At 65.1% G+C, this 26986-nt stretch carries 27 protein-coding genes; 17 read left to right on the top strand and 10 right to left on the bottom strand.

Annotation, left to right across the window (positions count from 1 at the left end; all coding sequences use genetic code 11):
- Window positions 1-59 precede the first annotated feature (59 nt).
- Together oxc and AC066Y_RS23545 are read right to left on the bottom strand one after the other, a co-directional pair.
- Window positions 60-1790 (bottom strand): oxalyl-CoA decarboxylase, encoded by a 1731-nt coding sequence (gene oxc, locus AC066Y_RS23550; protein WP_478275948.1) that lies wholly within the window; start codon window positions 1788-1790, stop codon window positions 60-62.
- Between the two features lie 89 nt (window positions 1791-1879).
- On the bottom strand, window positions 1880-2575 hold the full coding sequence (locus AC066Y_RS23545; RefSeq protein ID WP_478276021.1) for a GntR family transcriptional regulator: 696 nt from the start codon (window positions 2573-2575) through the stop codon (window positions 1880-1882).
- A 217-nt stretch (window positions 2576-2792) separates the two neighbouring features.
- On the opposite strand from AC066Y_RS23545, the gene AC066Y_RS23540 reads away from it, so the two are divergent.
- The 6 genes from AC066Y_RS23540 to AC066Y_RS23515 all read left to right on the top strand — a co-directional run bounded on the left by AC066Y_RS23540 (window position 2793) and on the right by AC066Y_RS23515 (window position 8046).
- Window positions 2793-4922 (top strand): acetate--CoA ligase family protein, encoded by a 2130-nt coding sequence (locus AC066Y_RS23540; RefSeq protein WP_478275947.1) that lies wholly within the window; start codon window positions 2793-2795, stop codon window positions 4920-4922.
- Between the two features lie 272 nt (window positions 4923-5194).
- A complete protein-coding gene (locus AC066Y_RS23535) occupies window positions 5195-5992 on the top strand; it encodes a sterol desaturase family protein (RefSeq protein WP_478275946.1) in 798 nt (265 codons plus the stop codon).
- A complete protein-coding gene (locus tag AC066Y_RS23530) occupies window positions 5979-6353 on the top strand; it encodes a hypothetical protein (RefSeq protein WP_478275945.1) in 375 nt (124 codons plus the stop codon). The genes AC066Y_RS23535 and AC066Y_RS23530 overlap by 14 nt, the downstream gene beginning before the upstream one ends.
- Window positions 6354-6365: 12 nt before the next feature.
- On the top strand, window positions 6366-6563 hold the full coding sequence (locus AC066Y_RS23525; RefSeq protein WP_478275944.1) for a hypothetical protein: 198 nt from the start codon (window positions 6366-6368) through the stop codon (window positions 6561-6563).
- A gap of 28 nt (window positions 6564-6591) precedes the next feature.
- On the top strand, window positions 6592-6900 hold the full coding sequence (locus tag AC066Y_RS23520) for a DUF6166 domain-containing protein (RefSeq protein WP_478275943.1): 309 nt from the start codon (window positions 6592-6594) through the stop codon (window positions 6898-6900).
- A gap of 36 nt (window positions 6901-6936) precedes the next feature.
- The gene (locus AC066Y_RS23515) at window positions 6937-8046 is read left to right on the top strand and encodes a Zn-dependent alcohol dehydrogenase (RefSeq protein WP_478275942.1); all 1110 of its coding nucleotides are present in this window, start codon (window positions 6937-6939) and stop codon (window positions 8044-8046) included.
- A gap of 6 nt (window positions 8047-8052) precedes the next feature.
- Here the strand turns inward: AC066Y_RS23515 and AC066Y_RS23510 are convergent, their stop codons facing one another.
- Window positions 8053-8808 carry a GntR family transcriptional regulator gene (locus AC066Y_RS23510; protein WP_478275941.1) on the bottom strand — a complete coding sequence of 252 codons (756 nt, stop codon included), beginning with the start codon at window positions 8806-8808 and terminating at the stop codon, window positions 8053-8055.
- A gap of 116 nt (window positions 8809-8924) precedes the next feature.
- Window positions 8925-10337, bottom strand: a complete 1413-nt coding sequence (locus tag AC066Y_RS23505) for an MFS transporter (RefSeq protein ID WP_478275940.1) — start codon at window positions 10335-10337, stop codon at window positions 8925-8927.
- Between the two features lie 365 nt (window positions 10338-10702).
- On the opposite strand from AC066Y_RS23505, the gene AC066Y_RS23500 reads away from it, so the two are divergent.
- From AC066Y_RS23500 to AC066Y_RS23485, 4 genes are all read left to right on the top strand, one after another.
- Window positions 10703-11110: a hypothetical protein gene (locus AC066Y_RS23500; protein WP_478275939.1), complete on the top strand. Its 408-nt coding sequence runs from the start codon at window positions 10703-10705 to the stop codon at window positions 11108-11110.
- A gap of 148 nt (window positions 11111-11258) precedes the next feature.
- Window positions 11259-12053 (top strand): NYN domain-containing protein, encoded by a 795-nt coding sequence (locus AC066Y_RS23495; RefSeq protein ID WP_478275938.1) that lies wholly within the window; start codon window positions 11259-11261, stop codon window positions 12051-12053.
- A gap of 217 nt (window positions 12054-12270) precedes the next feature.
- Entirely contained in the window at window positions 12271-12660 is a 390-nt protein-coding gene (locus AC066Y_RS23490) for a DUF1236 domain-containing protein (RefSeq protein ID WP_163160259.1), read from the top strand.
- 181 nt (window positions 12661-12841) lie between these two features.
- Window positions 12842-13903 (top strand): ketopantoate reductase family protein, encoded by a 1062-nt coding sequence (locus tag AC066Y_RS23485; RefSeq protein WP_478275937.1) that lies wholly within the window; start codon window positions 12842-12844, stop codon window positions 13901-13903.
- A 135-nt stretch (window positions 13904-14038) separates the two neighbouring features.
- Here AC066Y_RS23485 and AC066Y_RS23480 read toward each other — a convergent pair whose 3' ends face one another.
- A complete protein-coding gene (locus tag AC066Y_RS23480) occupies window positions 14039-14641 on the bottom strand; it encodes a thiamine pyrophosphate-dependent enzyme (protein WP_478275936.1) in 603 nt (200 codons plus the stop codon).
- A gap of 8 nt (window positions 14642-14649) precedes the next feature.
- Window positions 14650-15201 carry a thiamine pyrophosphate-binding protein gene (locus AC066Y_RS23475; protein ID WP_050405122.1) on the bottom strand — a complete coding sequence of 184 codons (552 nt, stop codon included), beginning with the start codon at window positions 15199-15201 and terminating at the stop codon, window positions 14650-14652.
- Between the two features lie 186 nt (window positions 15202-15387).
- On the opposite strand from AC066Y_RS23475, the gene AC066Y_RS23470 reads away from it, so the two are divergent.
- The 4 genes from AC066Y_RS23470 to AC066Y_RS23455 all read left to right on the top strand — a co-directional run bounded on the left by AC066Y_RS23470 (window position 15388) and on the right by AC066Y_RS23455 (window position 19192).
- On the top strand, window positions 15388-16353 hold the full coding sequence (locus AC066Y_RS23470; RefSeq protein ID WP_478275935.1) for a Bug family tripartite tricarboxylate transporter substrate binding protein: 966 nt from the start codon (window positions 15388-15390) through the stop codon (window positions 16351-16353).
- 4 nt (window positions 16354-16357) lie between these two features.
- Window positions 16358-17251 (top strand): amidohydrolase family protein, encoded by an 894-nt coding sequence (locus tag AC066Y_RS23465; RefSeq protein WP_478275934.1) that lies wholly within the window; start codon window positions 16358-16360, stop codon window positions 17249-17251.
- 15 nt (window positions 17252-17266) lie between these two features.
- Entirely contained in the window at window positions 17267-18316 is a 1050-nt protein-coding gene (locus tag AC066Y_RS23460) for a hydroxyacid dehydrogenase (RefSeq protein ID WP_478275933.1), read from the top strand.
- A 660-nt stretch (window positions 18317-18976) separates the two neighbouring features.
- On the top strand, window positions 18977-19192 hold the full coding sequence (locus AC066Y_RS23455) for a hypothetical protein (RefSeq protein ID WP_456757604.1): 216 nt from the start codon (window positions 18977-18979) through the stop codon (window positions 19190-19192).
- A gap of 112 nt (window positions 19193-19304) precedes the next feature.
- On the opposite strand, the gene ilvD is transcribed toward AC066Y_RS23455, so the two are convergent.
- The 3 genes from ilvD to AC066Y_RS23440 all read right to left on the bottom strand — a co-directional run bounded on the left by ilvD (window position 19305) and on the right by AC066Y_RS23440 (window position 23417).
- On the bottom strand, window positions 19305-21149 hold the full coding sequence (gene ilvD, locus AC066Y_RS23450; RefSeq protein WP_478275932.1) for a dihydroxy-acid dehydratase: 1845 nt from the start codon (window positions 21147-21149) through the stop codon (window positions 19305-19307).
- Between the two features lie 155 nt (window positions 21150-21304).
- Window positions 21305-22198 (bottom strand): MBL fold metallo-hydrolase, encoded by an 894-nt coding sequence (locus AC066Y_RS23445; protein WP_478275931.1) that lies wholly within the window; start codon window positions 22196-22198, stop codon window positions 21305-21307.
- A 7-nt stretch (window positions 22199-22205) separates the two neighbouring features.
- On the bottom strand, window positions 22206-23417 hold the full coding sequence (locus AC066Y_RS23440; protein WP_478275930.1) for an ABC transporter substrate-binding protein: 1212 nt from the start codon (window positions 23415-23417) through the stop codon (window positions 22206-22208).
- 161 nt (window positions 23418-23578) lie between these two features.
- Here AC066Y_RS23440 and AC066Y_RS23435 point away from each other — a divergent pair, with 161 nt between their 5' ends.
- Genes AC066Y_RS23435 through AC066Y_RS23425 form a run of 3 tightly spaced genes read left to right on the top strand, consistent with a single transcriptional unit; the run spans window position 23579 to window position 25683 of the window.
- Window positions 23579-24280 carry a TetR/AcrR family transcriptional regulator gene (locus AC066Y_RS23435; RefSeq protein ID WP_478275929.1) on the top strand — a complete coding sequence of 234 codons (702 nt, stop codon included), beginning with the start codon at window positions 23579-23581 and terminating at the stop codon, window positions 24278-24280.
- The gene (locus AC066Y_RS23430; protein WP_478275928.1) at window positions 24258-24815 is read left to right on the top strand and encodes a carboxymuconolactone decarboxylase family protein; all 558 of its coding nucleotides are present in this window, start codon (window positions 24258-24260) and stop codon (window positions 24813-24815) included. The genes AC066Y_RS23435 and AC066Y_RS23430 overlap by 23 nt, the downstream gene beginning before the upstream one ends.
- Before the next feature lie 4 nt (window positions 24816-24819).
- A complete protein-coding gene (locus tag AC066Y_RS23425; RefSeq protein ID WP_478275927.1) occupies window positions 24820-25683 on the top strand; it encodes an SDR family NAD(P)-dependent oxidoreductase in 864 nt (287 codons plus the stop codon).
- Window positions 25684-25923: 240 nt separating this feature from the next.
- On the opposite strand, the gene AC066Y_RS23420 is transcribed toward AC066Y_RS23425, so the two are convergent.
- Window positions 25924-26931, bottom strand: a complete 1008-nt coding sequence (locus tag AC066Y_RS23420) for a LysR family transcriptional regulator (RefSeq protein ID WP_478275926.1) — start codon at window positions 26929-26931, stop codon at window positions 25924-25926.
- Window positions 26932-26986 lie beyond the last annotated feature (55 nt).

The following is a 26986-nucleotide window of genomic DNA, read 5'->3' as shown; positions in this document are numbered from 1 at the left end:
TATTATGCTCCGTACTCTGGTCTGCCCCTGCACCCGCAGGGAGTGATTGGGGTTAGGGGTTACTTCTTCTTCAGAACGCTCTGAGGATTGAGGTTGCCGATGCGGCCGCTCTCCGAGCCCGCCGCCGGGTCGATCACGGCGTTGATCAAGGTCGGCTTGCCGGAATCCAGCGCCGCATTGACCGCGCGCTTCAGCTCGTCGGGGGAGGTGGCGTTGACGCCGACGCCGCCGAAGGCTTCCATCATCTTGTCGTAGCGCGAGCCCTTGACGAACACGGTGGTCGCCGGATCCTCGCCCGCGCTGTTGACATCGGTGCCGCGATAGATGCCGTCATTGTTGAAGATCACGACGCAGATCGGCAGCTTGTAGCGGCAGATGGTCTCGACCTCCATGCCGGAGAAGCCGAACGCGCTGTCGCCTTCGACCGCGAGCACGGGCAGGCCGGTCTCGACCGCGGCCGCGATCGAATAGCCCATGCCGATGCCCATCACGCCCCAGGTGCCGACGTCGAGCCGCTTGCGCGGCTTGTGCATGTCGACGACGCCGCGGGCGAGGTCGAGCGTGTTGGCGCCTTCGTTGACGAAGATGGTTTCTGGACGTTCCGCGATGATCGTGCGCAGCGCGCCGAGCGCACCGTGATAATCCATCGGCGAGGCGTTGCTCATCAGCTTCGGCGCCATCTTGGCGACGTTGTCGTCGCGCTTCTTCGCCACGGTGGCGAGCCAGTCGCTCGGCGCGGCCGACCAGTTGGCGCCCATGGCGTCGAGGAACGCGGACACGCAGGAGCCGATATCGCCGACCACGGGCGCGACGATCTCGACGTTGGAATCCATTTCCTTCGGCTCGATGTCGACCTGGATGAACTTCTTGGGAGCTTCACCCCAGGTCTTGCCCTTGCCGTGCGAGAGCAGCCAGTTGAGGCGGGCACCGATCAGCATGACGACGTCGGCCTCCTTCAGCACGGTCGAGCGCGCCGCACCCGCGCATTGCGGATGCAGATCGGGCAAGAGGCCCTTGGCCATGCTCATCGGCAGGAACGGCACGCCGCTCTTCTCGACGAAATTCTTGATCGCCTCGTCGGCCTGCGCATAGGCTGCGCCCTTGCCGAGGATGATCAGCGGACGCTTCGCGTTCTTCAGCACGTCGAGCGCGCGCTTGACCGCCGACGGGGCAGGGAGCTGCGCCGGCGCAGCATCGATCACCTTGACCAGCGACTTCTCGCCGGCCGCCGCGTCCATGACCTGGCCGAACAGCTTTGCGGGCAGGTCGAGATAGACGCCGCCCGGACGGCCCGACACCGCGGCGCGGATCGCGCGGGCCAGGCCGATGCCGATGTCCTGGGCGTGCAGCACGCGGAACGCTGCCTTGCACAGCGGCTTGGCGATCGCGAGCTGGTCCATTTCCTCATAGTCGCCCTGCTGCAGGTCGACGATCTCGCGCTCGGACGAGCCCGAGATCAGGATCATCGGGAAGCAGTTGGTGGTGGCGTGGGCAAGAGCCGTGAGGCCGTTGAGGAAGCCGGGCGCCGACACCGTGAGGCAGACGCCGGGACGCTTGGTCAGGAAGCCGGCGATCGAGGCCGCATAGCCGGCATTCTGCTCGTGGCGGAACGAGAGCACGCGAATGCCCGCCGCCTGGGCCATGCGGCCCAGGTCCGTGATCGGGATACCCGGCACGCCATAGACGGTGTCGATGCCGTTGAGCTTGAGCGCATCGATGACGAGGTGGAAGCCATCGGTTAGTTCCTGCTCGGTGCCCGGTGCCTCGGACTTCGTAGCGGTATTCAGCATCGGCATCGTCTCCCTGATCGTTCTTGGTTCGGACGATCTGATCGTCGTCTGAAGCGGGTGTGGACTCTCAAACTTACGTGAACGGCTCTCTACCTGAATAATTCCTGGCCGTGCGCCTCGACATAGGCGGCGAGGCCGAGCGTGTGATCGCGGGCGCGCTTTTCGGCGAGCTCGGTGTCGCGCGCTTCCAGTGCCTCGATGATCCCGAGATGCTCGGGCAGCGAGGTCGCGGTGCGGTCCTTGCGGCCGATCGTGAGCTGGCGATAGCCGCGCACATGCAGCAACAGGTCATTGGTGAGGTCGACCAGCACAGGCGATTCCGACAGCGAGATCAGCGCCTGGTGGAAGGCGATGTTGGCCTTGGAATATTCCTCGACGTGATCCTGCGGTAGACGATCGTCGCTGAAGTCCTTGAAGAAGTCGCGAAGCGCCGAGATGTCCTTCTTGCGCGCGGTGGTTGTGATCAGGCGCGCCGCCATGCTCTCCAGCGCCGCCCAGGCGCGGATCATGTCGACGATCTCCGCCTTGGTGCGGCGGACCACGACGATGCCGCGGCGCGGCACGGTCTTCACGAATCCGTCCTGCTCGAGCATCGCGATCGCTTCGCGGATCGGCGTGCGGCTGACGCCGAGACGCTCCGACAATGCGCGCTCGTCGAGCATCACCGGCTCCGGCGTCGCGTAGATGTCCATCTTCAGGATCGCTTCTTTCAAGGCCTCATAGGCCTTGTTCTTGAAGCTCGTCTCCGGCGCGATCCGGACGATGGCGATATCTGTGTCAGCCATGGTGGGCGACGCCTTGGTCTGTTTCGGTTCTGGCACGACTCGTCTCCTCCTCTTGGAGACGTCTTCTTAGCAGAAGAAAGTACCTTAGATTTTTGGCATGCCAAATACCAGAATGTCAAGCTACCCATATTTTTCGGTATTTTTGGGCATCGACCGACCTTGACAATTACGTTTTTGGCATACCAAATGCCACGAAATCTGTCCCAGGAGGAAGCCAATGTCAAATTCGAAGGATGCGGTCCGCAAAATTCTCGATGCGGTCAGGGCCGACAAGCGCACGAGCCTCACCGCGCCCGAAGGCAAGGTGGTCTGCGACGCCTACGGCATTCCGGTGCCGAAGGAAGGCGTCGCCAAGTCGGCCGCCGAGGCCGCCCGGATCGCCACCGACATGGGCTTCCCGGTGGTGATGAAGATTGTCTCGCCCGACATCCTCCATAAGACCGAGGCCGGCGGCGTCGTGGTCGGCGTCAAGAGCGCCGCGGACGCCGAGAGGAGCTACGAGACGATTCTGGCCAACGCCAAGAAATACAAGGCCGATGCCAAGATCGAGGGCATCCAGGTCCAGCAGATGCTGGGCGGCGGCACCGAGGTGATCGTCGGTTCAATCACCGACGGTTCGTTCGGCAAGCTGGTCGCCTTCGGCCTCGGCGGCGTGCTGGTTGAAATCCTCAAGGACATCACCTTCCGTCTCGCGCCCGCGACCAAGGACGATGCGCTGTCGATGCTCGACGGCATCCAGGCGCATGAGATGCTGAAGGGCGTGCGCGGCGGCGAGCCGGTCAACCGCGAAGCGCTCGCCGAAATCATCGTCAAGGTCTCGCAGCTGGTCAGCGATTTCCCCGAGATCGTCGAGCTCGACCTCAATCCGGTGTTCGCCACCAGCAAGAACGCGATTGCCGCCGACGTCCGCATCGTCGTCGACTTCGACTACAAGCCGCGCCCGGCGCCGCGCCCGACCGAAGAGATCGTCGCCGCGATGAGCCGCATCATGCAGCCGAAGGGCGTTGCGGTGATCGGCGCCTCCGCCGAGGACGGCAAGATCGGCAACTCCGTGATGAAGAACCTCATCAACGGCGGCTACAAGGGCGAGATCTATCCGATCCACCCGAAGGCCGAGGAGATCCTCGGCTACAAGGCCTACAAGAGCGTCAAGGACGTGCCCGGCGTGATCGACACGGCGGTGTTTGCGATCCCGGCGAAATTCGTCGCCGGCGCGCTCGTCGAGTGCGGCGAGAAGAAAATCCCCGGTGCGGTGCTGATTCCCTCGGGCTTTGCCGAAGCCGGCGCGCCCGAGTTGCAGGCCGAGATCGTCGAGGTCGGCAAGAAGTACAACATCCGCCTGATGGGGCCGAACATCTACGGCTTCTACTATACCCCGGCCAATCTCTGCGCCACGTTTTGCACTGCCTATGACGTCAAGGGCCACGCGGCGCTGTCGTCGCAGTCGGGCGGCATCGGCATGGCGATCATCGGCTTCTCGCGCTCGGCCAAGATGGGCGTGTCGGCGATCGTCGGCCTCGGCAACAAGTCCGACATCGACGAGGACGATCTGCTCGCCTTCTTCGAGCAGGATCCGAACACCAATTTGATCGCGCAGCACTGCGAAGACCTGAAGGACGGCCGTGCCTTCGCGGAGGCCGCCAAGCGCGTCTCCAAGAAGAAGCCGGTGGTCGTGCTGAAGGCCGGCCGCACGTCTGCGGGTGCGAAGGCGGCGTCGTCGCACACCGGCGCGCTCGCCGGCAACGACAAGATCTATGAGGACGTGTTCAAGCAGTCCGGCGTGATCCGCGCTCGCTCGCTCCGGCAGCTGCTCGAGTTCGCCCGCGGCGTGCCGGTGCTGCCGACGCCGAAGGGCGAGAACGTCCTGATCATCACCGGCGCCGGCGGCTCCGGCGTGCTGCTCTCGGACTCCGTCGTCGACAACGGCCTGTCGCTGATGCAGATGCCGCCGGATCTCGATGCGGCGTTCCGCAAGTTCATCCCGCCGTTCGGCGCGGCTGGAAATCCTGTGGATATCACCGGCGGCGAGCCCCCGATCACCTACGTCAACACGGTGAAGCTCGGTCTCTCCGATGAGCGCATCCACGCGCTGATCCTCGGCTACTGGCACACCATCGTGACGCCGCCGATGGTGTTCGCGCGCAACATGGTCGAAGTGAAGAAGGAGATGGAGGCCAAGGGCTTCGTGAAGCCGATCGTCGCCTCGCTCGCCGGCGACGTCGAAGTCGAGGAAGCCGCCGAATATCTCTATCAGAACGGCATTCCGGCCTATGCCTATTCGACCGAGCTGCCGGTCGAGGTGCTGGGCGCCAAGTACAAATGGGCCCGCGGCGCGGGACTGCTCTGATCGTCTGATCTGCCGAACACCAGAGGCCGCCTCGGACACCGTCCGGGGCGGCTTTTTACTGGGGCGCTCCCATCTCGGCCTTTGCCGGTGATGGAGGGGGAAGGGCGGCATCAGCTCGAGCGTTCGAGATCCAGCCCAGGCTCCTGCTCCGTCTTGCGCGGGTTCCGCGCGTCGTTTCCCTTTTTCCGATCGCGTCGGCTCACCAAGGCAGCTTGCCTTTCGCATCTGATGTGCTACTGATATGTCAGATAAGAATGGTGGAGGACGCCGCGATGGAGTTGGCTGCAACAGGGATGACCGACCGCCAGCGCAAATATCGCGCGACCTACCGCGAGCGGGTGGTGGGCTGGTACAATGGCTGGCTGCACGTCGTGCTGATCTACACGATCGGTTTCACGGCGCTGTACGTCTATCTGGCCAATGTGCACGATTTGAAGTGGTGGGAATATCTCACCGTTCCGGCGGTGTTCCTGATCGCGAATTTCTTCGAATGGGCGGTGCATCGCTTCGTCATGCATAGGCCCTCGAACGTGCCGCTGCTGCGCGCGATCTACAGCCGCCACACGCTGATGCACCATCAGTTCTTCACCGAGGAGGAAATGCGCTTCGCCGACCATCACGACTGGCGCGTCACCTTCTTTCCGCCCTATGCGCTCGTGGTGTTCACCCTGATGTCGATCCCGCCGGCGATCGTCGCCGGCCTCGTGATCTCGGCCAATACCGGCTGGCTGCTGATCACCACGACGACGTCGATGTACCTGATCTACGAATTCATGCACTTCTGCTGCCACGTCGAGGAAAACGCCTTCGTGCGCAATATGCCGTTCGTCAACACCATCCGCCGGCATCATACCGCCCATCACAACCAGTCGATCATGATGGAGCGGAACATGAACCTGACCTTCCCGGTGATGGACTATGTGTTCGGCACGTCCGATCTCAATCGCGGCCTGCTTGGCCACATCTTCAACGGCTACAGCACGCGCTACGTGAAGACCGACATGCGGCGCACGGCGCGGACGCCGCGGGTCGTGGTGAAGGAGCAATCGGTGCCGCATGCCGCAGCTTGAACCGAATCTCGCGGGCCTCGCCTGGTTCGGCCTGCTATGGAGCGTGTGCTGCATCGGCTTCCTGCAACTGGCCGGGATGTATCCGCTGCGCGGACGCGCCGTTCTGCCGGTGACGATGACGACCGCATTGTGGGCGATGTTGCTCGTCGGCACGCTGGCATTCGCCTTGGTCGAACTGCGCTGGACCACGGTCGTTGTGGTGGGCGGTGTGCTATTCCTGTTCCTGCCCGGGCTGTTTCAGGCGCTGCCGGACTGGTGGCGCGACGGACGCGCGGGATTGCGCCTGTCCTGCGGCGCCATGATCGCGGCGCTTGCGCTGCTCGTCGGCGTGGCCGCGCCATCGTTCCACATGTGGACCTAGAGGGAGGTCTCGATGCCAAGCCACATCAAGCTCATGCTGTCGCTGGCGTGCCTCGCCACGGCGGTCTGCGGATATTTCTTCATGGTCTATCTCGGACAGCAGGGACCGAGCTACGCGGTCGCCTTCCTTGGCGTATTCGCCACGGTCGCGATGTGGATCTTCCCCGAGGTCGTCAAGAAGGACCTCAAGGTGCGTCCACCGGGATCCTGATATGATGCTGCAGCACAGGGAGACTCCGATGGCGAGCTATGCCGGGGACCGTACCATCGACGGCATTTCCGTGCTGGTCGACGGCGAGCCGCTGTCACCGCATTACGACCAGCTTCGGCTCACCGAACACGGATTTGAATGGAGCTACGAGGGGCCCGAGCCGGCCCAGTTGGCCTTCGCGCTGCTCTATGATCATCTGCACGACGCCACCGCGGCGAAGGCGCTGCACGAGAGCTTCATGCGGCGCATCGTCGCGAATTTCGGCAATGAATGGGAGCTCTCCTCGGCCGATCTCGACGAGGCGGTCGCGGCGCTGCGATCCGGACAAGCGGCCTAACCCCACGCGGATTTCTCCGCCGGAGAATTCTTTGAAATGACCCTGACCTGTCGCGCGGCGGTGCTGCATCAAAGCGGAACGCCGCTCTCCATCGAGCGCGTTTCGCTTGCACCGCCCACGCCGACCGACGTCGTGGTGAAGGTGCGTGCCGCGGGGCTCTGCCACACCGATCTGGAGGTGATCGACGGATCGCTGCGCTACCCCTTGCCGATGATCCTCGGGCACGAGGCGGCCGGCGTGGTCGAGGAGGTCGGCAGCGCGGTGCATGACGTGCGTGCCGGCGATCACGTGATCCTGTCCTGGAATCCGCATTGCGGGCACTGCTTTCACTGCGACCGCGCGCAGCCGATCCTGTGCGAGACCTATCTCGCCAGGGGCGCGGAAGGCGTGCATTTCGACGGTGCGTTGAAGGCGCGTCTCGCGGGCGGCGGCAGCCTGGCGCATCTGATGTTCCTCGGCGCATTCTCGGAATACCTCGTGCTGCCGGCGCAGCAGGCGATCGTCGTGCCGAAAGACATTCCGTTCGACCGTGCGTGCCTGATCGGCTGCGGCGTGATGACCGGCGTTGGCGCTGCGTTGAACGTCGCCGCCATCGGCCATGGCGATACCGTGATGGTCACCGGCTGCGGCGCGGTCGGGCTGGCAGCGGTGCAGGGCGCCCGGCTCGCCGGCGCCGGTGCGATCATCGCGGTCGACCTCGACGATGCAAAGCTTGCGCTGGCGCGGCAACTCGGCGCGACGCAAGCCGTTAACGCGGCGCGCGAAGACCCGGTCCAGTTCGCAAAAGAGGCGACGCAGGGGCGGGGTGCCGACGTCATCCTCGAGGCGGCGGGCCATCCCAAGGCGTTTCGGCAGACTGCGGAAGCGGTGCGGCCGGGCGGTGAGGTGATCTGGCTCGGCAAGATCGACGTCACGCAGGACGTGGGTTTTCGCTGGGGCGCGTTGATGGGCGAGAAGCGATTTCGCCGCTCGAGCTATGGCGGCGCGCGGCCAAGGCGCGACTTTCCCTTGCTGGCGCAGGCCTATCTCGACGGCCGGCTCAAGCTCGACGAATTGATCACCGGCCGCTGCACCCTCGACGGCATCAATGACGGCTTCGAGGCGTTGCGACGCGGCCGCTCGATCCGCACGGTCGTCGAGCTCTGAAAGTTCTCACAGCGTCGAACGCGCAAAGCTTTCGATGTAGTCGATCAGGCTGTCGGAGGCGGCGCCCGCGGCATCGACACGGCGCTCGGCGACGGCTTCGGCGACGTCGGCATGCAGCCGCGCCGCGAGCGGCAGGTCGGCCGCTTCCTTGTAATGCTGGTACCAGAATCGGCGCGACAGGCCGTGCATCAGGCCCATGGCGCGGGAAGCGAACTCGTTGCGCGACGCCGCCGAGATCAGGGTGTTGAACTGGTGATCCAGCCGCATGAACAGCAGATCGTCGGATTTTTCCGCCGCGCGCCGCATGCCGGCGGCGATCTCGGAGAACTGTGCACGCTGCTCGCTGGTGGCGCGCTCGGCGGCGCCGCGCGCCATCAGCCGTTCCAGCTCGCGGCGCACCTCGAGCAGCCGGAGCTGGGCCCGCAGGTCGATCTCCGACACCAGCACGCCGCGACGGGCCAGGATGTTGACGAGGCCGTCGCGCGACAGCCGCTGCAGCGCCTCGCGGATCGGGGTGCGGCCGATGTCGAGCCGCTTGGCGAGCACGAGCTCGGACAGCGCGGTGCCGGGCGGCAGTTGCAGCGTCACGATCAGCTCTTCCAGCTCGGCATAGGCGCGATCGGTGAGGGTGACGTCGGCTTGCGGGAGACGGGCCTGCGCGGCAGCGCGCGGCTTGGCGGCGGCGGACGATGGCCGCGCCGGCCGGCGGTTTCCTGCTGCGCGGGCGCGCACCGTGCTGGATCGCTTGTTCGAATCGGCCATCGGGATCTTGCGTGCTGCTGTACAGCAGATATCTCACACGCCCCGGCGGCACTGACAAGGCCGCTCGACTGGCGCTGCACCGAATCCGGCCGCGTGCAGCGAACCGCGGCGCATCATCAGTGCGAAATGCTTTCCAGCGTGCGGCCGCGGGTTTCCTCGCCGAGCAACAGCACCGCCAGCGCCGCCACCACGAACGCGCCGGCGCCCAGCGCGAACACGCCGCTCTGCCCCGCCGCGGGCAGGATCACGCCGATCACATAGGGGCCGATCAGCGAACCGATTCGGCCGATCGCGGAGGCAAAACCGGTTCCGGTGGCACGGACATGGGTCGGATATAGTTCAGGCGTATAGGCGTAAAGCGCCGACCACATGCCGAACAGGAAGAACTGCATGCAGAGGCCTGCAATGATGAGCTGGGTCTGGTCCGCCGCCGAGCCGTAGAAGTGGCAGGCGATCGCGCCGCAGAGCAGGTTCATCACCAGCGTCGCCTTTCGGCCCCAGGATTCGACGAGCCAGGCCGAGACCAGGAAGCCGGGAATGCCCGCGAGCGAGATCAGGATGGTGTAGAACACCGATTTGGTGATCGGGAATCCCTTGGCCTGCAGCAGCGCGCCGAGCCACGTGGTCAGGCCGTAGAAGCCGAGCAGGGCGAAGAACCACAAGGTCCACAACATCGTGGTCCGCTTGGCGTAGATGCCCGAAAACAGCGTCCTCAGGCCGGTCACTTCGGACGCGGGTGCGGCCGCCTGGCGTACGACCGGCGGCAGCTCCTTGCTGCCGAGACGGTCGCGGACCCTGCTTTCGATGTCGCGCACGGTCGCTTCGGCCCGCTCGGAATAGCCATGGGAAGCGAGCCAGCGCGGCGATTCCGGAACGTAGCGTCGCACGATAAGCACGAACACGGCCGGGATCGCCTGCAGGATGAACACCCAGCGCCAGTCGGCGACCTGCAGCACGAAGTAGGTCAACAGGCCCGACGCGATGAAGCCGAGCGGCCAAAACCCTTCGAGGAACGCGATGTAGCGGCCGCGGTTGCGGGCCGGCATGATCTCCGAAACCATCGACTGCGCGACCGGAAACTCCATGCCCATGCCGAAGCCGAGCAGCAGGCGGGATGCGCCGAGCGCGGTCGCCGTCGTCGAGAGACCACAGCACAGGCTGCCCAATCCCCAGAAGATCATGCTGACCTGGAAGACGCGGGCGCGGCCGAAACGGTCGGCCAGCAGGCCGGCGGACGCGGCGCCCATGAACATGCCGAGGAAGCTCATGCTGGACAGCAGCCCGGCTTCCGCCGTCGACAAGCCGAAGGTCTGGCGGATCGAGCCGAGCACGAAAGTCAGCGCGGCCAGGTCCATGCTGTCGAAGAACCACGCGGTCGCGATGATTCCGAAGATCCAGCGCTGATAGGAGGTCAGTGGCAGCCGTTCGAGCCGTGCCGCGATGTCCGCGACCTGCTGCGCTTGCGCGGTGCGCGCGACGGCGGCCGGAGCCCGGCTTCCGGCCGCTGCGGTGACGTCGGAAATGGTCATTGCTGTCCTCCCCAGGTGGACGTTGCCGGGCTCTTGTCGGCCCGTTCCATAAAATGTCACACGGATAGCAGTGATATGTCAATTGGTGATCACGCGCGAACTGGCGGGAGCGAGCCGGCCTCCGCGCCGGACAGCGCCGGCGACAAATCGGCGCGCGGCGCGCGCCTGCTGTGATCCGATCGACGTTCGATGCCGTTTCGGACATCTTCCAAAGCGGCATCAAAGCCCGGTTAACGGCATCCGAGAAATCGGGGCCTGTCCGATAATCCGGCTTTAATGGGGGCCGACTAAAGGTCTTCTTGTTGCGGCGTACCGGATGCCGGGAGGTATCCGATATTGGGTCCGGAGGAGGCGTTTTCCCCATCATGTCAGTTCAGGTCGATTCGGATTTTGCGAGCGACGATCGCGCACGGGCGCAGATCGGCGCGGCGGTGAGCTATCTGCTCAGGGACGCGACCGGCGCCGCGCGTGAGCATGCGGTCGAGATGATTGTCGAGTTGGTCCGCGATGTCGCAAGCCGGCCGGCTGGCCTCGAAGCCGCGTCGCTTCAGCCGCTCATGAGCGGCGTTACCTATCGGGATTTTGTGATCGATGCCTACCGGCGCGATGTCGATCGCTGGCGCGCGACGATCCGACGGTCGAACGGCAAGAAGATCCGGATTGCGTCTCCGCCGTCGGTCCGCGACGAGGCGACGACCACGGCGGATGCGATCACCGCCGAGAAGGCCATCGAGTTCGCGAGGCGCGCGATCGACATGGGCGAGGTGCTCTGACCACACCCAAAGGTGCATTCGCCGTGAAAGTCCCGGCGATGCCGCCGACCCTATGCTTGGGACGCGCGATGTGCTCCGATGCGACGGCTGCGCCGGTTCCGGAACTGTCCGCGCATCTTGATCCATCGTATCCCAGCAGAGAGAAGCCATGCCTTCCGAACTCCGTTCGCCCCGTCTGGCGGTCCTGATCGACGCCGACAATGCATCTGCAAGGATCGCCGATGGGCTGTTCGAGGAGATCGCCAAGATCGGCGAGGCCAGCGTGCGCCGCATCTATGGCGACTTCTCCAATCCGCGGTCCAAGGGCTGGGCCGACATTCTGTCCAAGCACGCCATCATCCCGCAGCAGCAATTCGCCTATACGACCGGCAAGAATGCATCCGACATCACCCTGGTGATCGACGCGATGGACCTGCTGCACAGCGGCCGGTTCGATGGCTTCTGCCTGGTGTCGTCGGACAGCGATTTCACCCGGCTTGCCGCCCGCATCCGCGAGCACGGCATCGACGTATTCGGGTTTGGCGAGCAGAAGACGCCGGAGAGTTTTCGGCAGGCCTGCCGCAGGTTCGTCTATACCGAGAATTTGCGCGGCGGCGTGACGAGCAATCAGGACGCCGCGGTGCGTGCCCAGCCGTTGCAGCCGCCCGACGCCGCCACGCCCATCCTCAAGAAGGTGATCGGCCAGATGGCCAGCGAGGACGGCTGGGTGACGCTCGGCGAGGTCGGACGGCAACTGGCCAATCTGGCGTCGGATTTCGATCAAAGGACCTACGGCTTCCGCACCCTGAGCGAGCTGGTCCGCAGGACAAATGCCTTCGAGATCGAACAGCCCAAGGGCGGGACGACGCGAATCCGTATCAAGCCTTCAGCTGACACCCCTGCGAAAGCACCTCCAAGACGGCGAACGCCAAGACGACGAGCCGGTCAAAAACCGCCGGAATGAACGGCGCGCAGCGTGCTTCTGCTCTGAACTATCTCTGAATCTGAACCAACTATGAATGCCGCTTTGGACAATATCCGAAGCAGCATTTTCGTTTGTGCTGGAACTGAAGCGAGTTGCCGCGGAACTGGAATTTGCGCGCAAGTTGCCGAGTTGGAACTGGAACGTCTCGTTCCCTGCGATGTTGAAGGGACGTCTCATAGCTCGGAGGAGGAGAATCATGAACAAGCGTTTTGCTGTGTCCCTTGTCGCCGCTGCGTCGCTGCTCGCGTCCGGCTCGGCTTTCGCACAGTCCACGACCGCGGCGGGCGCCGCGAACGGTGCCCGAACCGGTGGCGAGATCGCAGGCCCGGTTGGCGAGATCGTCGGCGGCACGGTTGGTGCTGCGGTCGGCGCCGGCCTCGAGATTCCGAATGCGGTGATCACCTCGATCCCGCGCGACGAACCGTCGGTCGTGGTGCGCGAGCGCGTCGTGGTCGGCGAGCCGCTGCCCGACACCGTCGTGCTTCGTCCGGTGCCGCGCTACACCGAATATCGCTACGCTGTTGTCAATGATCGCCGCGTGATCGTCGAGCCGCGCACCCGCCGGGTCGTCAAGATCATCGACTGATCGCGCTGATGTGTCCAACTGCAAAGATCCTCGCGGGCTTGTCGTCCGCGGGGATTTTCGCATGGCACAGGTCCGCTTTTTTCATGAGGGGCCTGGTTGGCCTGACGGCGCGATCGCCTAGACTGGTCCGAAACAAGCGGACGCAGCCAGTGTCCGCACCAAACAAGAGCAGGGTGGAAACATGGGTCGGAAGATCGCGATCGTCGGCGCGGGTGCGGTCGGCGGCTATGCCGGTGCGCATATGGCGCAGGCGGGTGAGGACGTCACCTTCATCGATCCCTGGCCCGAGCATGTTGCGCACATGCGCAAGCACGGACTGCGCGTCACGCATGCGATGGATGTTGCGGAATTCTCGGTGCCGGTGCGCGCGCTGCACATTACCGACACGCAGCAATTGGCAAAAGAGAAGCCGGTCGACATCGCCTTCGTCTGCATGAAGTCCTACGACACGGCCTGGGCGACCATGCTGATCCGGCAATATCTCGCGCCGGACGGTTACGTCGTGTCGCTGCAGAATTGCATGAACGAGGAGACGATCGCCGGCATCGTCGGCTGGGGCAGGACGCTCGGCTGCATCGCGAGCAGCATCACCGTCAATCTGCCCGAGCCCGGCCATATCCACCGCGGCGCCGGCAAAGGCGGCGCGGCGCATACCGTGTTCCGCGCCGGCGAGGTGCATGGCCGCATCACCGCACGGGCGGAGGAGGTGTGCCGGCTGGTCGGCACTTCCGACAGCGCCAAGGTGACCGGCAATCTCTGGGGCGAGCGCTGGTCGAAGCTCGTCGCCAACGTGATGGGCAACGGTCTGTCGGCCTGCACGGGTCTGGCGGGCGGCGAGGTGCTGCAAAGCGAACCGCTGCGCCGCTTCTCGACGCGGCTCGGCAGCGAGGCGATCCGCGTCGGCCAGGCGCAGGGCTATCAGCTGGAAGAGATCCTGCATCTGCCGCCGGAGACGATTGCGCGGGCCGGCGAGGGCGATGAGGCCGCGACGCGCGCCTGCGACGAGCAGCGCTTCAAGGATGCCAAGCGCACTTCATCGGAGCAGCGCCCCTCGATGGGCCAGGACATGCAAAAGGGCCGCCGCACCGAGATCGAATTCCTCAACGGCTTTGTGGTGCGCGAGGGCGAGAAGCTCGGCCTCGCCTGCAATGCCAACGCCGCGCTGACCGATATCGTCAAGCGCGTCGAGCGCGGCGAGCTTGCACCGGATCCGCGGCACATCACGGAGTTGCGGATGAATTGAGGGCCAACGCCTTAGGGTCGATTGCCGTCATTGCGAGGAGCGAAGCGACGAAGCAATCCATCTTTCGGCGTATGCGGAGAGATGGGTTGCTTCGCTGCGCTCGCAATGACTGGCGGGGATGTCGCGGCAGTTCGCTCACAGCAGCTGCCTGACCCCCATCCCGTGCATGAAGCGCTCGCGGATCTGCACGGGGTCGCGGCGGGTGGTGCCGGTGCCGGGCTTGTCGTCGATGCGGACGCCGATCAGGGTCGGGCCGGCTGCCGATTTGGACTGCTCGATCAGCCGCTCGAAATCGTCCTCGTCGGCGGCCCAGGAGCTGTTCGCGATTCCGCTGGCGAGCGCGATCGCGACGAGGTCGGTATGGCCCGCGGCCGGGGTGGGCTGGCTGCCTGTGATCTGATAGATGCCGTTGTCCATCACCACCATGGTGAGATTCTTCGGCGCCAGGGTCGCGATGGTCGAGAGGCAACCGAGCTGCATCAACAGCGAGCCGTCGCCTTCGAGCGCGAACACGCGGCGCTTGGGCTGCGCCAGCGCGACGCCGAGCGCGATCGGAAACGCAAGTCCCATGCTGCCCAGCATGTAGAAATTCTCGGGGCGATGGCCGGCGGCCCAAAGGTCAAAGTTGGTGTTGCCGATGCCGCCGATCACGGCCTCGTCCTTCAGCCCGGCGACGAGGCGCTGGGTGAGATCGAAGCGGTTCATCACCTTGGTGTTGCGCGCTTGTGTGCTGGTCATGGCTGATCTCACTTGTCGAAGGTCTTGCCGCCGGTCAACAGCGGCGAGAGGATCAGCGCCACCGGCGCCTGGGTGGTGACGGCCTGCTTGATCGAGCGGTCGGCGATGAATTCGAGCTCGTCGAGCCGGGTGATGGTGTGATGTTCCATCGCCAGCGAATCCAGCACCGGGCGCATGGTGCGGCAGACCAGCGCCTGGCCGTAATTGAACTCGCCGAGCGTGCCGCGCTCGGAGACGAACATGATCAGCGGGATCTGGTAGGGCACCGCGAGCGAGGCCAGCACGTTGGCGAGCGTGGCAAAGCCCGAGGTCTGCATCAGCACCGCGCCGCGCGTGCCCGCCATCCAGGCGCCGGAGACGATGCCGACGGCCTCTTCCTCGCGCGCGGTCGGAAACGTCGTGAAATAGGGATCGGCGTGCAGGTCCTTGATCAGCGTGGTCAGCACCCGGTCGGGCACATAGGGCACCAGCTTGATCTCGTTCCGCTTCAGCGTCTGCAGCACGATGCCGTGCCAGGTGGTCGCCGTCTTCTGGGACGAGGCTTGTTCCGCGGCCGCCATCCTGCTCTCCCTCTCGCGCGGCGCTGATGGCCGCTTGCCGCTCGAAACTTGACGCTGACCATGCGATTGTCAACATGTCGCGCTCGCAACGCGATCTGCGGAATTCGGTCATCGCAGCGCCGAACCGGCGTGCGATACAGGCGGCAACGATCAAGGGACGGAACGATCAAGGGACGGGAGGCGTCGATGGCCGGATGGGTCTGGCGGACCGCCATTGCGGCAGCGGCCACGGTCGTGGCCGGCCTTGCGTCCGCGGAGCCATACCCGGCAAAGGCCGTTCATATTCTCGTTCCATATCCGCCCGGCGGTGGCGTCGACGTGCTGACGCGGACGCTCGCCGAAGCCGTGTCGAAGACCTGGACGCAGTCGATCGTGGTCGAGAACCGGCCCGGCGCCGGCGGGGTGATCGCCTCGCAGGCGATCGCAAGCTCCGCGCCCGATGGCTACAATCTGATCATGGTCGCGAGTGGCCACGCCACCAATCCGTTCCTCTATCCGAAGTTGCCCTACGACACGTTCAAGGATTTTTCGCCGATCTCGCTGCTGGCGTCATCGCCGAACGTGCTGCTGGTGCGCGCGGACTCACCGTTCAAATCGGTCAGTGACGTCATCGCCGCGGCGAAGGCGAAGCTTGGCAGCCTGTCCTTTGCCCATGCCGGCAACGGCACCTCGACCCATCTGGCCGGCGAGCTGCTCAACAGCCTTGCCAAGATCGATCTCAATGCGATCCCCTACAAGGGCGGTGCGCCGGCGATCAACGATCTGCTTGGCGGACAAATTCCGATGTCGTTCAACAACGGGCCGGAATCGGTCGGGCAGTTGCAGGCCGGCACGGTCCGCGCGCTGGCGGTGACGACGGGCTCGCGCGCGCCGTTTCTATCAGATGTGCCCAGCATGTCGGAAATTGTGCCGGGCTATGACACCGAGGTGTGGTGGGGTCTGCTCGGTCCCGGCAACATGCCCGCGGATCTCGTTGCGGAGATTTCGCATGATTTCGTGGCGGCGGTGAACAGCGATGCCGTGAAGGAGCGTCTCGGCAAGCTCGGCGCGATCCCGATCGGCTCCACGCCGGACAAATTCGCGGCCAAGATCAAGGCCGACTACGACAAATGGGGGTCGATCATCAAGGCCGCCGGCATGAAGGCGGAGTAAGTCGATGGCTGCCGAGATTCCACCCTGCCTGCCGCCGCGTCCGGTGACGCCGCCGCGAGAGAAGCTGCCGCCAAAGGCCTGCGACACGCACGCGCATGTGTTCGGCCCGGCGGACCGTTTTCCCTACGCCGCCGATCGCAGCTACACGCCGCCGGACGCGCCGCTCGCGACCTATCTCGGCATGCTCGATGCGCTGGGTTTCACGCGCGGCGTGCTGGTGCAGGGCAGCGCGCATGGCCACGACAATTCGGCGATGCTGGATGCGTTGCAGCGCGAGCCGGCGCGGCTGCGCGGCGTCGCGGTGGCCGATGCCGATGTCGCGGCGGGTACGCTGCGGCAATGGCATGTGCTCGGCGTCCGCGGCTTGCGCTTCAACCATTTCTTCCGCGGTGGGCAATTGCATTATCGCGGCGGCGTCCCCTTGAGCGTCGCCGAGACGCACGCGGCCGTGATGGCCGAACTCGGCTGGCATCTGCAACTCTGGATCGACGTGAAGGATCTGCCTGACGCAGTCCCGATGCTGAAGGCGCTGGGCCTGCCGGTCGTGGTCGACCACATGGGCCGCACCGACGCTGCCGCCGGCATCAACACCGCGGGCTTCCAGAGCCTGCTGCGCGCGGTCGGGGAGGGTTGGTGCTGGGCCAAGCTCTCGGGCGCGCATCGCCTGAGCCGGCGGGCGCCCGATTATCCGGACGCGCGGCCGTTCCACGAGGCACTGGTCGCTGCCAACTCCGAACAGCTGGTGTGGGGCGGCGACTGGCCGCATCCGCGCGTCGAGGGCGAGATGCCCGACGCCGGCCATCTGCTGACGCTGTTCCAGGAGTGGACGCCGGACGCCGCGACCCGCCACCGCATCCTCGTCGACAATCCCGCACGACTCTATGGCTTCCCAAACTGAAAGCTGCCCGAAGACATGACCGTCAACAACAAGCGCGTGTTCTACGTCAAATACCTCGCCCACGAGATCTACGTCGACATCCTGAAGAAGCGACCGGATGTCCGGCTCGACCGTATCGAGAACGAGACGCCGGAGGCGCAATTCGCCCCCGTTCTGGCGGACGCGCATGCCTACCAGATCGGCGCTGCCCGCGACGAGCTGGCGCCGCATTTCCATGCCCATGCCGAGCTGTTGAAGCGCGCGCCGAACCTTCTGATCGTGTCCTCGAACGGCGCCGGGTTCGATCCCGTCGACGTCGATGCCTGCACGGCTGCGGGCGTGCTGGTGGTCAACCAGTCCGGCGGCAACGCCAATTCGGTCGCCGAGCACGCGCTCGGCATGATGCTGACGCTGTCGAAGCGCATCATCCAGTCCGATCGCCGGCTGCGGCGCGAGGCCAACGTCAACCGCAACGACCTGATCGGCAACGAGCTGAACGAGAAGACCGTCGGCATCGTCGGCCTCGGCAATGTCGGCCGCCGCATCGCCGAGCTGTGCAAGGGCCTCTTGCACATGAAGGTGATCGCCTACGATCCCTATCTCACGGCCGAGGAGATGGCGAAGCGGGGCGCGGAGAAGGTCGAGCTCGACGATCTCCTGCGCCGCGCGGATTTCGTCTCGATATCCTGCCCGCTGGACGGCAAGAGCCGAGGCATGATCGGTGCGCGCGAATTCGCGCTGATGCAGCCGCATGCCTACTTCGTCACCACCGCGCGCGGCTTCATCCATGACGAGAAGGCGCTGGAAGATGCACTGCGCGAAAAGCGCATCGCCGGCGCCGGCCTCGACGTCTGGGCCAAGGAACCGCCGCCACCGGATCATCCGCTCTTGCGGTTCGACAACGTGCTGGCGAGCCCGCACACCGCCGGTGTCACCCGCGAGGCGCGCATCAACATGGGCCGCATCGCGGCCGAGCAGATCCTCGACGCCCTGGACGGCAAGCGCCCGCCGCGCATCATCAATCCCGAGGTCTGGCCGGCTTACGCCAGAAGGTTCGAGAGGGCGTTCGGGTTTGTGCCGGGGTAGCTCGACGGTCGTTGCTGTCAGGCCTCCGCCTTGTGGGGCCGCGGCAGCGTGCGGCCAAAATATCGAAAACAACCCCATGCAAAGAAGCTGACGGCTGCCAGCGTTTCGACCAGGCACTTGACGCGTCGGGCAACTCAGGGGTAAATTTCCAATATTCAGAAATCGTGCAAGCGGCCCGACCTTGTGGGGATAGATATCGCAAGGGCGGAGCGAACCGTTCCGCCGGTGCGTTCCTCACGCAAATGGTCGTTCGTGCGCGTGTTGTTGCGCGCGCAAAAACACCGGAGAAAATCTCCTTCGTCGCAGCCTCGATCGAGGCAATAAACCCACTGCCAAGGCACCGCCTCACGACGCATCCGTTGTTATTTCCCCTGAGATATCGACGACTTAGCCTGAAGTCGCCATTTTGCGTTGGTGCCCGACCATTCCGGGCACGGAAGGAAGAAGTGTCATGCGACAGGTCCAGTCATTGCTCCGCAACGCGCCCGCCCGGATCGGCCGCCGTCTTGCGCAGATCGTCGCGATCGCTGCCGCCAGCCTGCCGCAGGCCGGCGCGTAGATTAAAGCGCCGCATCCGCGCGCTGAATTAACTCAACACCATTTCGCGTTAGTGCTAACGTGGTACCCCCGGGCTCTGCCGGCGCAGCAGGGAGGGTTTCCATGTCACGCTTCGTCGTTCAGTTCATGAAGGACGTGCTCGGCGGCAACGGCCGCCAGCGCGAGGTTTGCCAGGGCGAACTCGAGGTCGACGCCTCGAGCGAAGGCCAGGCCACCGAGATGGCCAAGCTCAAATTCTGTCAGGAACAGGCGCTCTGCGACTGGTCACTGCACGCCGACCGCATCCGGATCGAAGCGGCCGACTTGCAAGTGAACTAATGCGTCCAGAGCCCCGTTCCGATCGAATCGGAACGGGGCTCTGGATTTTTTGTTTGACGCGATTTGTTGACGCGAACCGGTATCCACTTCGCGCTCGAAACGCTTTGGCCGATTACTCCGGCAGGATGCGCACCGCACCCTTCGCCGCGCTGCTTGCGAACGCCGCATAGGCTTTCAGGGCGGTCGAGACCGCGCGCTTGCGTGGTGCCGCCGGCTTCCACGCCGCATTGCCCTTGGCTTCCATCGCCGCGCGGCGGCGCTTGAGCTCGGCATCGTCGACCTTGAGGTTGACCTTGCGGTTCGGGATGTCGAACTCGATGATGTCGCCTTCCTCGACGAGACCAATCAGGCCGCCTTCGGCGGCTTCCGGCGAGACGTGCCCGATCGACAGGCCGGACGATCCGCCGGAGAAGCGGCCGTCGGTGATCAGCGCGCAGGCCTTTCCGAGGCCCTTCGACTTCAGATAGCTGGTCGGATAGAGCATCTCCTGCATGCCCGGGCCGCCGCGCGGACCTTCATAGCGGATCAGCACGACATCGCCGGCCTTCACCTTGTTGGTGAGGATGGCATCGACCGAGGCGTCCTGGCTCTCGAAGATGCGGGCCGGGCCGGAGAACTTCAGGATGCTCTGATCGACGCCGGCGGTCTTCACGATGCAGCCGTCCTCCGCGAGGTTGCCGAACAGCACCGCGAGGCCGCCGTCCTTGGAATAGGCGTGCTCGGCGTTGCGGATGACGCCCTCGGCGCGATCGACATCGACGTCGTCGAACCGGCGGTCCTGGCTGAAGGCTTCCTGGGTCGGCACGCCGCCCGGCGCGGCGCGGTAGAAGTTGCGCACCTTGTCGCTAGTGGTCCGCACCACGTCCCAGCGGTTCAGCGCGTCGTCGAGCGTCGCGGCGTGCACGGTCGGTCCGTCGGTCGTGAGCAGCCTGGCGCGATCAAGCTCGCCGAGGATGGCCATGATGCCGCCGGCGTGATGCACGTCCTCCATGTGGACGTCCTGCACCGAGGGCGCGACCTTGCACAGCACCGGCACCTTGCGCGACAGCCGGTCGATGTCGGCCATCGTGAACGGCACCTCGCCCTCGCGCGCGGCGGCGAGCAGATGCAGCACGGTGTTGGTGGAGCCGCCCATCGCGATGTCGAGCGTCATCGCGTTCTCGAACGACTTGAAGTTCGCGATGTTGCGCGGCAGCACCTTGGCGTCGTCCTGCTCGTAATAGCGGCGGGCGAGATCGACGATCAGATGGCCGGCCTCGACGAACAGGCTCTTGCGGTCGGCATGCGTCGCCAGCACCGAGCCGTTGCCGGGCAGCGCGAGGCCGAGCGCCTCGGTCAGGCAGTTCATCGAATTCGCGGTGAACATGCCGGAGCAGGAGCCGCAGGTCGGGCAGGCCGAGCGCTCGATCACCTCGACCTCTTCGTCCGACACGTTGGAGTCGGCGGCGGCCACCATCGCATCGATCAGGTCGACCGCCCGCTTCTTGCCCTTGAGCAGGATCTTGCCGGATTCCATCGGGCCGCCCGAGACGAACACCGTCGGGATGTTCAGGCGCAGCGTCGCCATCAGCATGCCGGGGGTGATCTTGTCGCAGTTGGAGATGCAGACCATCGCGTCGGCGCAGTGCGCGTTGACCATGTATTCGACGCTGTCGGCGATCAATTCGCGCGAGGGCAGGCTGTAGAGCATGCCGTCATGGCCCATCGCGATGCCGTCATCGACCGCGATGGTGTTGAATTCCTTGGCGACGCCGCCGGCCTTCTCGATCTCGCGTGCGACGAGCTGGCCGAGATTCTGCAGATGGACGTGGCCGGGCACGAACTGGGTGAAGGAGTTGACCACCGCGATGATCGGCTTGCCGAAATCCTCGTTCTTCATGCCGGTGGCGCGCCACAGGCCGCGAGCACCCGCCATGTTGCGGCCGTGGGTGGTTGTGCGGGAGCGATAGGCGGGCATCGTAAATCCTTCTCAAATCCTTGGGCTATGGGCGCTTTTTAAGGGAGATGGCAGCTCTTATGCCCGCCCGTGGAGGCGGATTCAAGCGCGGAACCGCATGGCTGAACCCCGCTATCTGACTTCGATCCCGGCCGCCGTGGCCGCGGCTCACACGCTCAATCCTCGAACCTGAACCTGAAGGCCTCGCCATGCCTGACCACGCGGCCCGCGGTCGGGGCGGGGAAGTGGCCGGTCAGCAGATAGCTCGGCGTATCCGCCAATTCCTCCAGCAGCGTCACGCGGGTGGCGAGCGCCGCCGCGGGATCGACATCGGCGGCATTCGACAGCCACAGCTCCGCGCACTGGATCGGATGATGGATCACGTCGCCTGACATCACAGCATGACAGCCGCCGCCGTTGAGATGGATCTTCATGTTGCCGGCGGTGTGGCCCGGCGCCGGCGCAAAGCGCAGGCGCGCGTCGCGGTCGTCGAACAGCAGGTGGTCGGTCTCGACGAATTCGGCCTGGCCGGCCGCGACAACCGGCAGCACCGAATCCTCGAACGAGCCGTGATTGACCGGCGTCGGCGGGTTCGCCCGGTGCGCGGCCTCCCAGTGTCGGAATTCGGCGCGTCCCATCAGATAGCGCGCCTTCGGAAAGGTCGGCACCCAGCGCCCGTCGATCAGCCGCGTGTTCCAGCCGACATGGTCGACATGCAGATGCGTGCACATCACGAAGTCAACCTGCTCGGGCCGCACGCCGAGCGCGGCCATGTTTTCCAGATAGGGCTGGTTGAGATTGTTCCAGGCCGGCACGCGCGGGCGCGGCTTGTGATTGCCGCAGCAGGTGTCGACGACTGCGGTCCAGCGCGGCGTTCGCACCAGATAGGAGTGGTGGCTCAGGATGAAGCGGCCGGTCTCCGGCTCGATATAGCGGTGATCGAGCCAGCTTCGGTTCGCGGCGATCACCTCGTCGGTGACGTTGGCGAACAGCCATGTCTTGTCGAAGGCGAGCGAGGGGATTTCGACCAGCCGATCGATCCGCATGCTGCCGATGGTGATCTGGCGCATGCGGTGCTCAGTTCTTGATGAGGTCGCCGAACGGCACCCAGCGCGTGCCATCGTACCGGATCAGTTGCAGGCTGGTCATGGGCGTATACCGCTCCGGCGAGTTGCCGACCGCCGTGCCGTTGATCAGCATCGGCAGATGCAGATCCCTGATACTGGTCGCCTGCTTCATCACATTGGCGCGGGTAAGGTCGTTGCCGGCGGCTTTCAGCACCGCGACCAGCGTCTGCGCGATGGTGTAACCGTAGACATTGAGCCAGTCGCTCTTGTTGGCGTCGGGCAGATATTTGTCCATGAAGGCGACCCATTCCTTGTAGCCGGCATCGTCCTTCAGCGCCGGATCGGTCGAGTCTTTCAGGTACTGGCTCGAGATCACGCCGGTGGAATTGTCCTTTCCGGCGGGTTCGAGCACGCCGCTGATCGAGGCCGAGACATTGGAGATGATGGTGGTCGGCTTCCACCCGATCTCGCCGATCTTGCGGATCGCCTGCGCCGCGAATTTCGGCGTCGCCGCGACCAGCACGACGTCGGCGCCGCTGCTCTTGAGCAGCAGGATCTGCGTATCGACGGTGGGGGCGGTGGTCTCGTAGGCCGCTCGCGCCACGATGGCTTCGGTGCTGCCGAGGCCTTCCTCCAGCGCTTTTAGATAATCCTTGCCGAGGTCATCGTTCTGATAGAGCACACCGACCTTGGCGTTCGGGTGGCTCGCCTTGATGTATTTGGCGTAGGCGATTGCCTCGTCGCGATAGGTCGGCTGCCAGCCCACGGTCCACGGAAAATTCTTCGGATCGTCCCACTTCGCCGCGCCCGAGCCGAGGAAGAGCTGCGGCACCTTCCTGTCGTTGAGATATTTGTGCACGGCGCTGTTGGTCGGCGTGCCGACCCCGCCGAAGATCAACAGCACCTCGTCGCTCTCGACCAGGCGGCGCGTCTGCTCCACCGTCTTGGGCGGGCTGTAGGCGTCGTCGGCGATCATCATCTGGATCCGCCGGCCGTTGATGCCGCCCTCGTCATTCACCTTGCGGAAATAGGCCTCCGCCGATTTCGCGATTTGCGCGAACGCCGAGACGGGGCCGGACAGCGGCGCTGTGGTGCCGATCTTGATCGTCTTGTCGTCGGCGCCTGAGTCATATTTCGCGCTCTCGGCATGTACGGCGCCGGCGGCGATCAGCGGCAGCAGCAAAAGGGCCGCGCGCAAATGAGAGCGGACGAGGCGCGCCATGACGGTATCTCCCCAGATTGCTCTCCGCCTCTTCGGGCGGAGTTGAAACGCGAATACTTCGCCCGCCGCCTGCGCGGCTTGCGGGCCGCGACCGCCGCCGTGCAGACGAACGATCGTTCGTACGGTTGACTAGCGAACGATCGTTCGTTAGTCAAGGCGCCATGGCGGCTTCCACATCGAGCGCGGCCGAGGCGGTCGTGACATCCACCCGCGAGCGCATCCTCAGCGAGGCGCTCAGCCTGTTCGCGCAAAGCGGCTATGGCGGCGCGTCGATGCGCGAGCTCGCGCGCCGCGTCGGCATCCGCGAGAGCAGCCTCTACAATCATTTTCCGGGCAAGGCCGCGATCCTCGAAGCGATCGTCAGCGAGCACGGTCCGGCGAGTTCGGCCGACCGGCTCGAGGCGCCGCGCTACCGGCAGCTCGCGCGGCAGCCGGCGGCGTTCTGCCGCCAGTTCGCGCTCGACCTCGTCGAACAATGGTCGGATCCGCGCGAGCATCAGTTCCAGAAGGTCATCACCGCCGAACGCAACCGTGTGCCCGGTATCCGCGCCAAGTTCGCCGACCACTTCTATGCGCGAGAACAGAATCTGATGACGGATTACTTCCGCGGCTTCGCGCTCGCCGGACTGATCTCGACCACAGACCCGCGCGAGGCGGCGCGGCTGTTCGCGGCCGGCCTGATCTATGTCAGGCTCGAACATTATGTGATGGGCGCGCAGGCCTCGCCGCGACCGAAGGTGATCGAGGCGATCGACCGCTATCTCGCGTTCTTCCTGTCGGTGATTGCGGCAAAGGACGCAGACATCTCGGACAAGAAACAACGAAAAAACGGAGAGACGCGTGGCAAGGCTGCCTCTGATTGATCCGGATACCACGAGCGGCGACATCCGCACGGCGTTCGACCGCATGCCGGTCAAGCTCAACATCTTCCGCATGATGGCGCACGCCGAGGCCAACATGATCCCGGCGATGCGGCTCGGCAATTCGATCCTGCATAAGCAGAAGCTGTCGGCGGTCAACCGCGAGCTTCTGATCCTGCAGGCCGCGCAGCTCGAGGGCGGCGCCTACGAGTGGCGGCAGCATGTGCCGATCGCGCTCGGCGTCGGCGTCACCCAGGCGCAGATCGATGCCGTCGAGCGCGGCAAGTACGACGATGCCGCGCTCAATGCGGCCGAGCGGGCGCTGCTCGGATTCGGCCGCGAGGTGGTTGAGAAGGTCCGCGTCGGCGAAGCGGCTTTCGCCGCTATGCGCGAGCATTTCAGCGATCAGGAGACCGTCGAGGCGATCGTCACGCTCGGCTTCTACATGATGATGGCGCGGCTGACGGAGGCGACGGAGACCGATCTCGATCCGGCCGCCGGCATGGCCGTCTATGAGGGCGGCAAGAAGCGGGGTTGATGGGATGTCGGAGACTTCGCAAGAGGCCAAGCAAGACACGAAGCCGGAGCGCTATGTCCGTCCGCTGAGCGCGGAGTCCTCGGGCACGGCGCCGGGCAGGGGCCGCCTCAACGGCCGCCGCATCCTGGTGGTCGGCGGCGGCCAGCGCGTGTTCGATGCCGCGACCGATCCGATCGGCAATGGCCGCGCCATGAGCCTGCTGTTCGCGCGCGAGGGTGCGCATGTCGCGGTTGCCGACCTCAACCGTGGCTCCGCCGAGGATACGGTCGCACGCATCGCCGAAGACGGCGGTCGCGCTTTCGCGATCGCTGCCGACGTCACCGAGGAGGCCGACGTCATCAGGATGATCGACGAGGCGCGCCACGCGATGGGCGGGCTCGACGGCATGGTTCTCAACATCGGCACCTTCGGCAAGACCGGGCTCGACAATGTCAGCGCGGAGGAATGGAACAGGATCTACGACGTCAATGTCCGCGGCCCGATGTTGTGCTGCCGCGCGGCTCTGCCGAAATTCGAAGATGGCGGCTCGATCGTCTTCATCTCCTCGATCGCGGCGCTGAAGGCGGGATCGCAGATGGCGGTCTATGATTCTTCCAAAGCGGCGCTCGGCGGCCTGATGCGCAACATCGCGCATACCGGCGCCCCGCGCGGCATCCGCGCCAATCTGGTCTATCCCGGGCTGGTCGACACGCCGAACGGCCGCGAGGCCGGTGCGGGCCGGCCGTCGCGCGGCAAGAGCCGGGTTCCGTTCGGTCGCCAGGCCACGGCGTGGGAGATCGCCTATGCGGTGCTGTTCTTCATGTCCGATGAGAGCGTCTACGTCACCGCGCAGACGCTCGCGGTCGATAGCGGACTGAGTGGGATGTAGCGCATGATGAAGTCAGGTTGAATACCGGCCACGACGGCGCTGCTCTCCCTCGCCCCGTTCTTACGGGGAGAGGGGTGGGGTGAGGGGCTGCTGCCGCATACTTAGGTAACAGCTGGATTTGCGGAGGCTCCCCCTCACCCGGAACGCATTTAACGATGCGTTCCGACCTCTCCCCGCAGGCGGGGCGAGGTGAAGTGCGGTCCGCTGAGCGCTTCGGAGCAAATTCGATGCGGCGCTCCGCTATTCCGCGGCGAGGCCGGTCGGCGACGGGATGCTTACCTTCGGCCGCGCCTTGGCCGCGCGCCGGTTCTTCTTGCTGAAGCGGCTGCCGGCGAGCAACGCCGCGGCGGCGCGCAGTTGCTCGCGCAGCCATTGATTGGTGGTGTCGCCCTCGGCGGTGGCATGCCAATAGAGATAATTGACGTGCGGGCTGATCGGGAACGGGCAGGGGAAGCACTGCAACAGCCCGGGATCCTCCAGCACGGAGGCGGCGCTCTCCGATGCCGTCAACAGCATGTTGCTGCGGCTCACGACATGGCAGGCGGTCGCGAAGTTCTGGCAGGTCAGCCGCACGGTGCGCGTCAGGCCGAGCCGCTGGAACTGGAAGTCCTCGAACGACAGGCCGCTGCGCCGCGATGTCACGCAGACGTGTTCCATGCGCAGGTACGCCTTCTTGTCGAGCCGCGCGCCGAGCTCGGGATGGCCGCGCCGGGCGAACACCGCGATATGCTCGGTCAGGATCTGCTCGCGGCGCACCTCGGTCGAGAGCGGCAGCAGCGTATCGATCGCGACGTCCAGTGTGCCGGCGGCAAGCTCCCGCTCCAGATTGTTGCGCTCGCTGCGCACGGTGGCGATCTCGACCAGCGGCGCAACCGTGCTGATCCGGTTGATCAGCGCGCTCAGCATCGGCGCTTCGAGATTGTTGCGCAGGCCGATCACGAACCGCTTCGGCGTCCTGGCCGGATCGAAGCGGTTGGTGTGGGTCAGCGTCGTCTCCAGGCCGTTGAGCGCCTGGCGCACGGTGGTGATGATCTGGCGCGCCAGCGGGGTCGGCGTCATCACGTGATGGCGGCGCACGAACAGCGGATCGTTGAACATCGCGCGCAGCCGGCCCAGCGCATGGCTCACCGCGGGCTGGGTCAGATTGAGGCGGAAGCAGGCGCGACTGACGCCGCCCTCGGTGTAAATCGCGTCGAACACGACGAACAGGTTCAGATCGATATCGCGCACATGCATGGAAATAATCAATCCGTATCCGTCGAATGCATTTGACGAATATGAGTTGGCGCTCTTAAAGTCTCAA

This window comes from Bradyrhizobium sp. USDA3010 (genome assembly GCF_056429065.1).
This window is presented reverse-complemented; position numbering and strand designations above follow the sequence as displayed.

What these genes read in the sequence shown, in the direction of transcription:
- oxc (WP_478275948.1), bottom strand. Translation starts at nt 1,790, where the DNA reads ATGCTGAATACCGCTACGAAGTCCGAGGCACCGGGCACCGAGCAGGAA.
- AC066Y_RS23545 (WP_478276021.1), bottom strand. Translation starts at nt 2,575, where the DNA reads ATGGCTGACACAGATATCGCCATCGTCCGGATCGCGCCGGAGACGAGC.
- AC066Y_RS23540 (WP_478275947.1), top strand. Translation starts at nt 2,793, where the DNA reads ATGTCAAATTCGAAGGATGCGGTCCGCAAAATTCTCGATGCGGTCAGG.
- AC066Y_RS23535 (WP_478275946.1), top strand. Translation starts at nt 5,195, where the DNA reads ATGGAGTTGGCTGCAACAGGGATGACCGACCGCCAGCGCAAATATCGC.
- AC066Y_RS23530 (WP_478275945.1), top strand. Translation starts at nt 5,979, where the DNA reads ATGCCGCAGCTTGAACCGAATCTCGCGGGCCTCGCCTGGTTCGGCCTG.
- AC066Y_RS23525 (WP_478275944.1), top strand. Translation starts at nt 6,366, where the DNA reads ATGCCAAGCCACATCAAGCTCATGCTGTCGCTGGCGTGCCTCGCCACG.
- AC066Y_RS23520 (WP_478275943.1), top strand. Translation starts at nt 6,592, where the DNA reads ATGGCGAGCTATGCCGGGGACCGTACCATCGACGGCATTTCCGTGCTG.
- AC066Y_RS23515 (WP_478275942.1), top strand. Translation starts at nt 6,937, where the DNA reads ATGACCCTGACCTGTCGCGCGGCGGTGCTGCATCAAAGCGGAACGCCG.
- AC066Y_RS23510 (WP_478275941.1), bottom strand. Translation starts at nt 8,808, where the DNA reads ATGGCCGATTCGAACAAGCGATCCAGCACGGTGCGCGCCCGCGCAGCA.
- AC066Y_RS23505 (WP_478275940.1), bottom strand. Translation starts at nt 10,337, where the DNA reads ATGACCATTTCCGACGTCACCGCAGCGGCCGGAAGCCGGGCTCCGGCC.
- AC066Y_RS23500 (WP_478275939.1), top strand. Translation starts at nt 10,703, where the DNA reads ATGTCAGTTCAGGTCGATTCGGATTTTGCGAGCGACGATCGCGCACGG.
- AC066Y_RS23495 (WP_478275938.1), top strand. Translation starts at nt 11,259, where the DNA reads ATGCCTTCCGAACTCCGTTCGCCCCGTCTGGCGGTCCTGATCGACGCC.
- AC066Y_RS23490 (WP_163160259.1), top strand. Translation starts at nt 12,271, where the DNA reads ATGAACAAGCGTTTTGCTGTGTCCCTTGTCGCCGCTGCGTCGCTGCTC.
- AC066Y_RS23485 (WP_478275937.1), top strand. Translation starts at nt 12,842, where the DNA reads ATGGGTCGGAAGATCGCGATCGTCGGCGCGGGTGCGGTCGGCGGCTAT.
- AC066Y_RS23480 (WP_478275936.1), bottom strand. Translation starts at nt 14,641, where the DNA reads ATGACCAGCACACAAGCGCGCAACACCAAGGTGATGAACCGCTTCGAT.
- AC066Y_RS23475 (WP_050405122.1), bottom strand. Translation starts at nt 15,201, where the DNA reads ATGGCGGCCGCGGAACAAGCCTCGTCCCAGAAGACGGCGACCACCTGG.
- AC066Y_RS23470 (WP_478275935.1), top strand. Translation starts at nt 15,388, where the DNA reads ATGGCCGGATGGGTCTGGCGGACCGCCATTGCGGCAGCGGCCACGGTC.
- AC066Y_RS23465 (WP_478275934.1), top strand. Translation starts at nt 16,358, where the DNA reads ATGGCTGCCGAGATTCCACCCTGCCTGCCGCCGCGTCCGGTGACGCCG.
- AC066Y_RS23460 (WP_478275933.1), top strand. Translation starts at nt 17,267, where the DNA reads ATGACCGTCAACAACAAGCGCGTGTTCTACGTCAAATACCTCGCCCAC.
- AC066Y_RS23455 (WP_456757604.1), top strand. Translation starts at nt 18,977, where the DNA reads ATGTCACGCTTCGTCGTTCAGTTCATGAAGGACGTGCTCGGCGGCAAC.
- ilvD (WP_478275932.1), bottom strand. Translation starts at nt 21,149, where the DNA reads ATGCCCGCCTATCGCTCCCGCACAACCACCCACGGCCGCAACATGGCG.
- AC066Y_RS23445 (WP_478275931.1), bottom strand. Translation starts at nt 22,198, where the DNA reads ATGCGCCAGATCACCATCGGCAGCATGCGGATCGATCGGCTGGTCGAA.
- AC066Y_RS23440 (WP_478275930.1), bottom strand. Translation starts at nt 23,417, where the DNA reads ATGGCGCGCCTCGTCCGCTCTCATTTGCGCGCGGCCCTTTTGCTGCTG.
- AC066Y_RS23435 (WP_478275929.1), top strand. Translation starts at nt 23,579, where the DNA reads ATGGCGGCTTCCACATCGAGCGCGGCCGAGGCGGTCGTGACATCCACC.
- AC066Y_RS23425 (WP_478275927.1), top strand. Translation starts at nt 24,820, where the DNA reads ATGTCGGAGACTTCGCAAGAGGCCAAGCAAGACACGAAGCCGGAGCGC.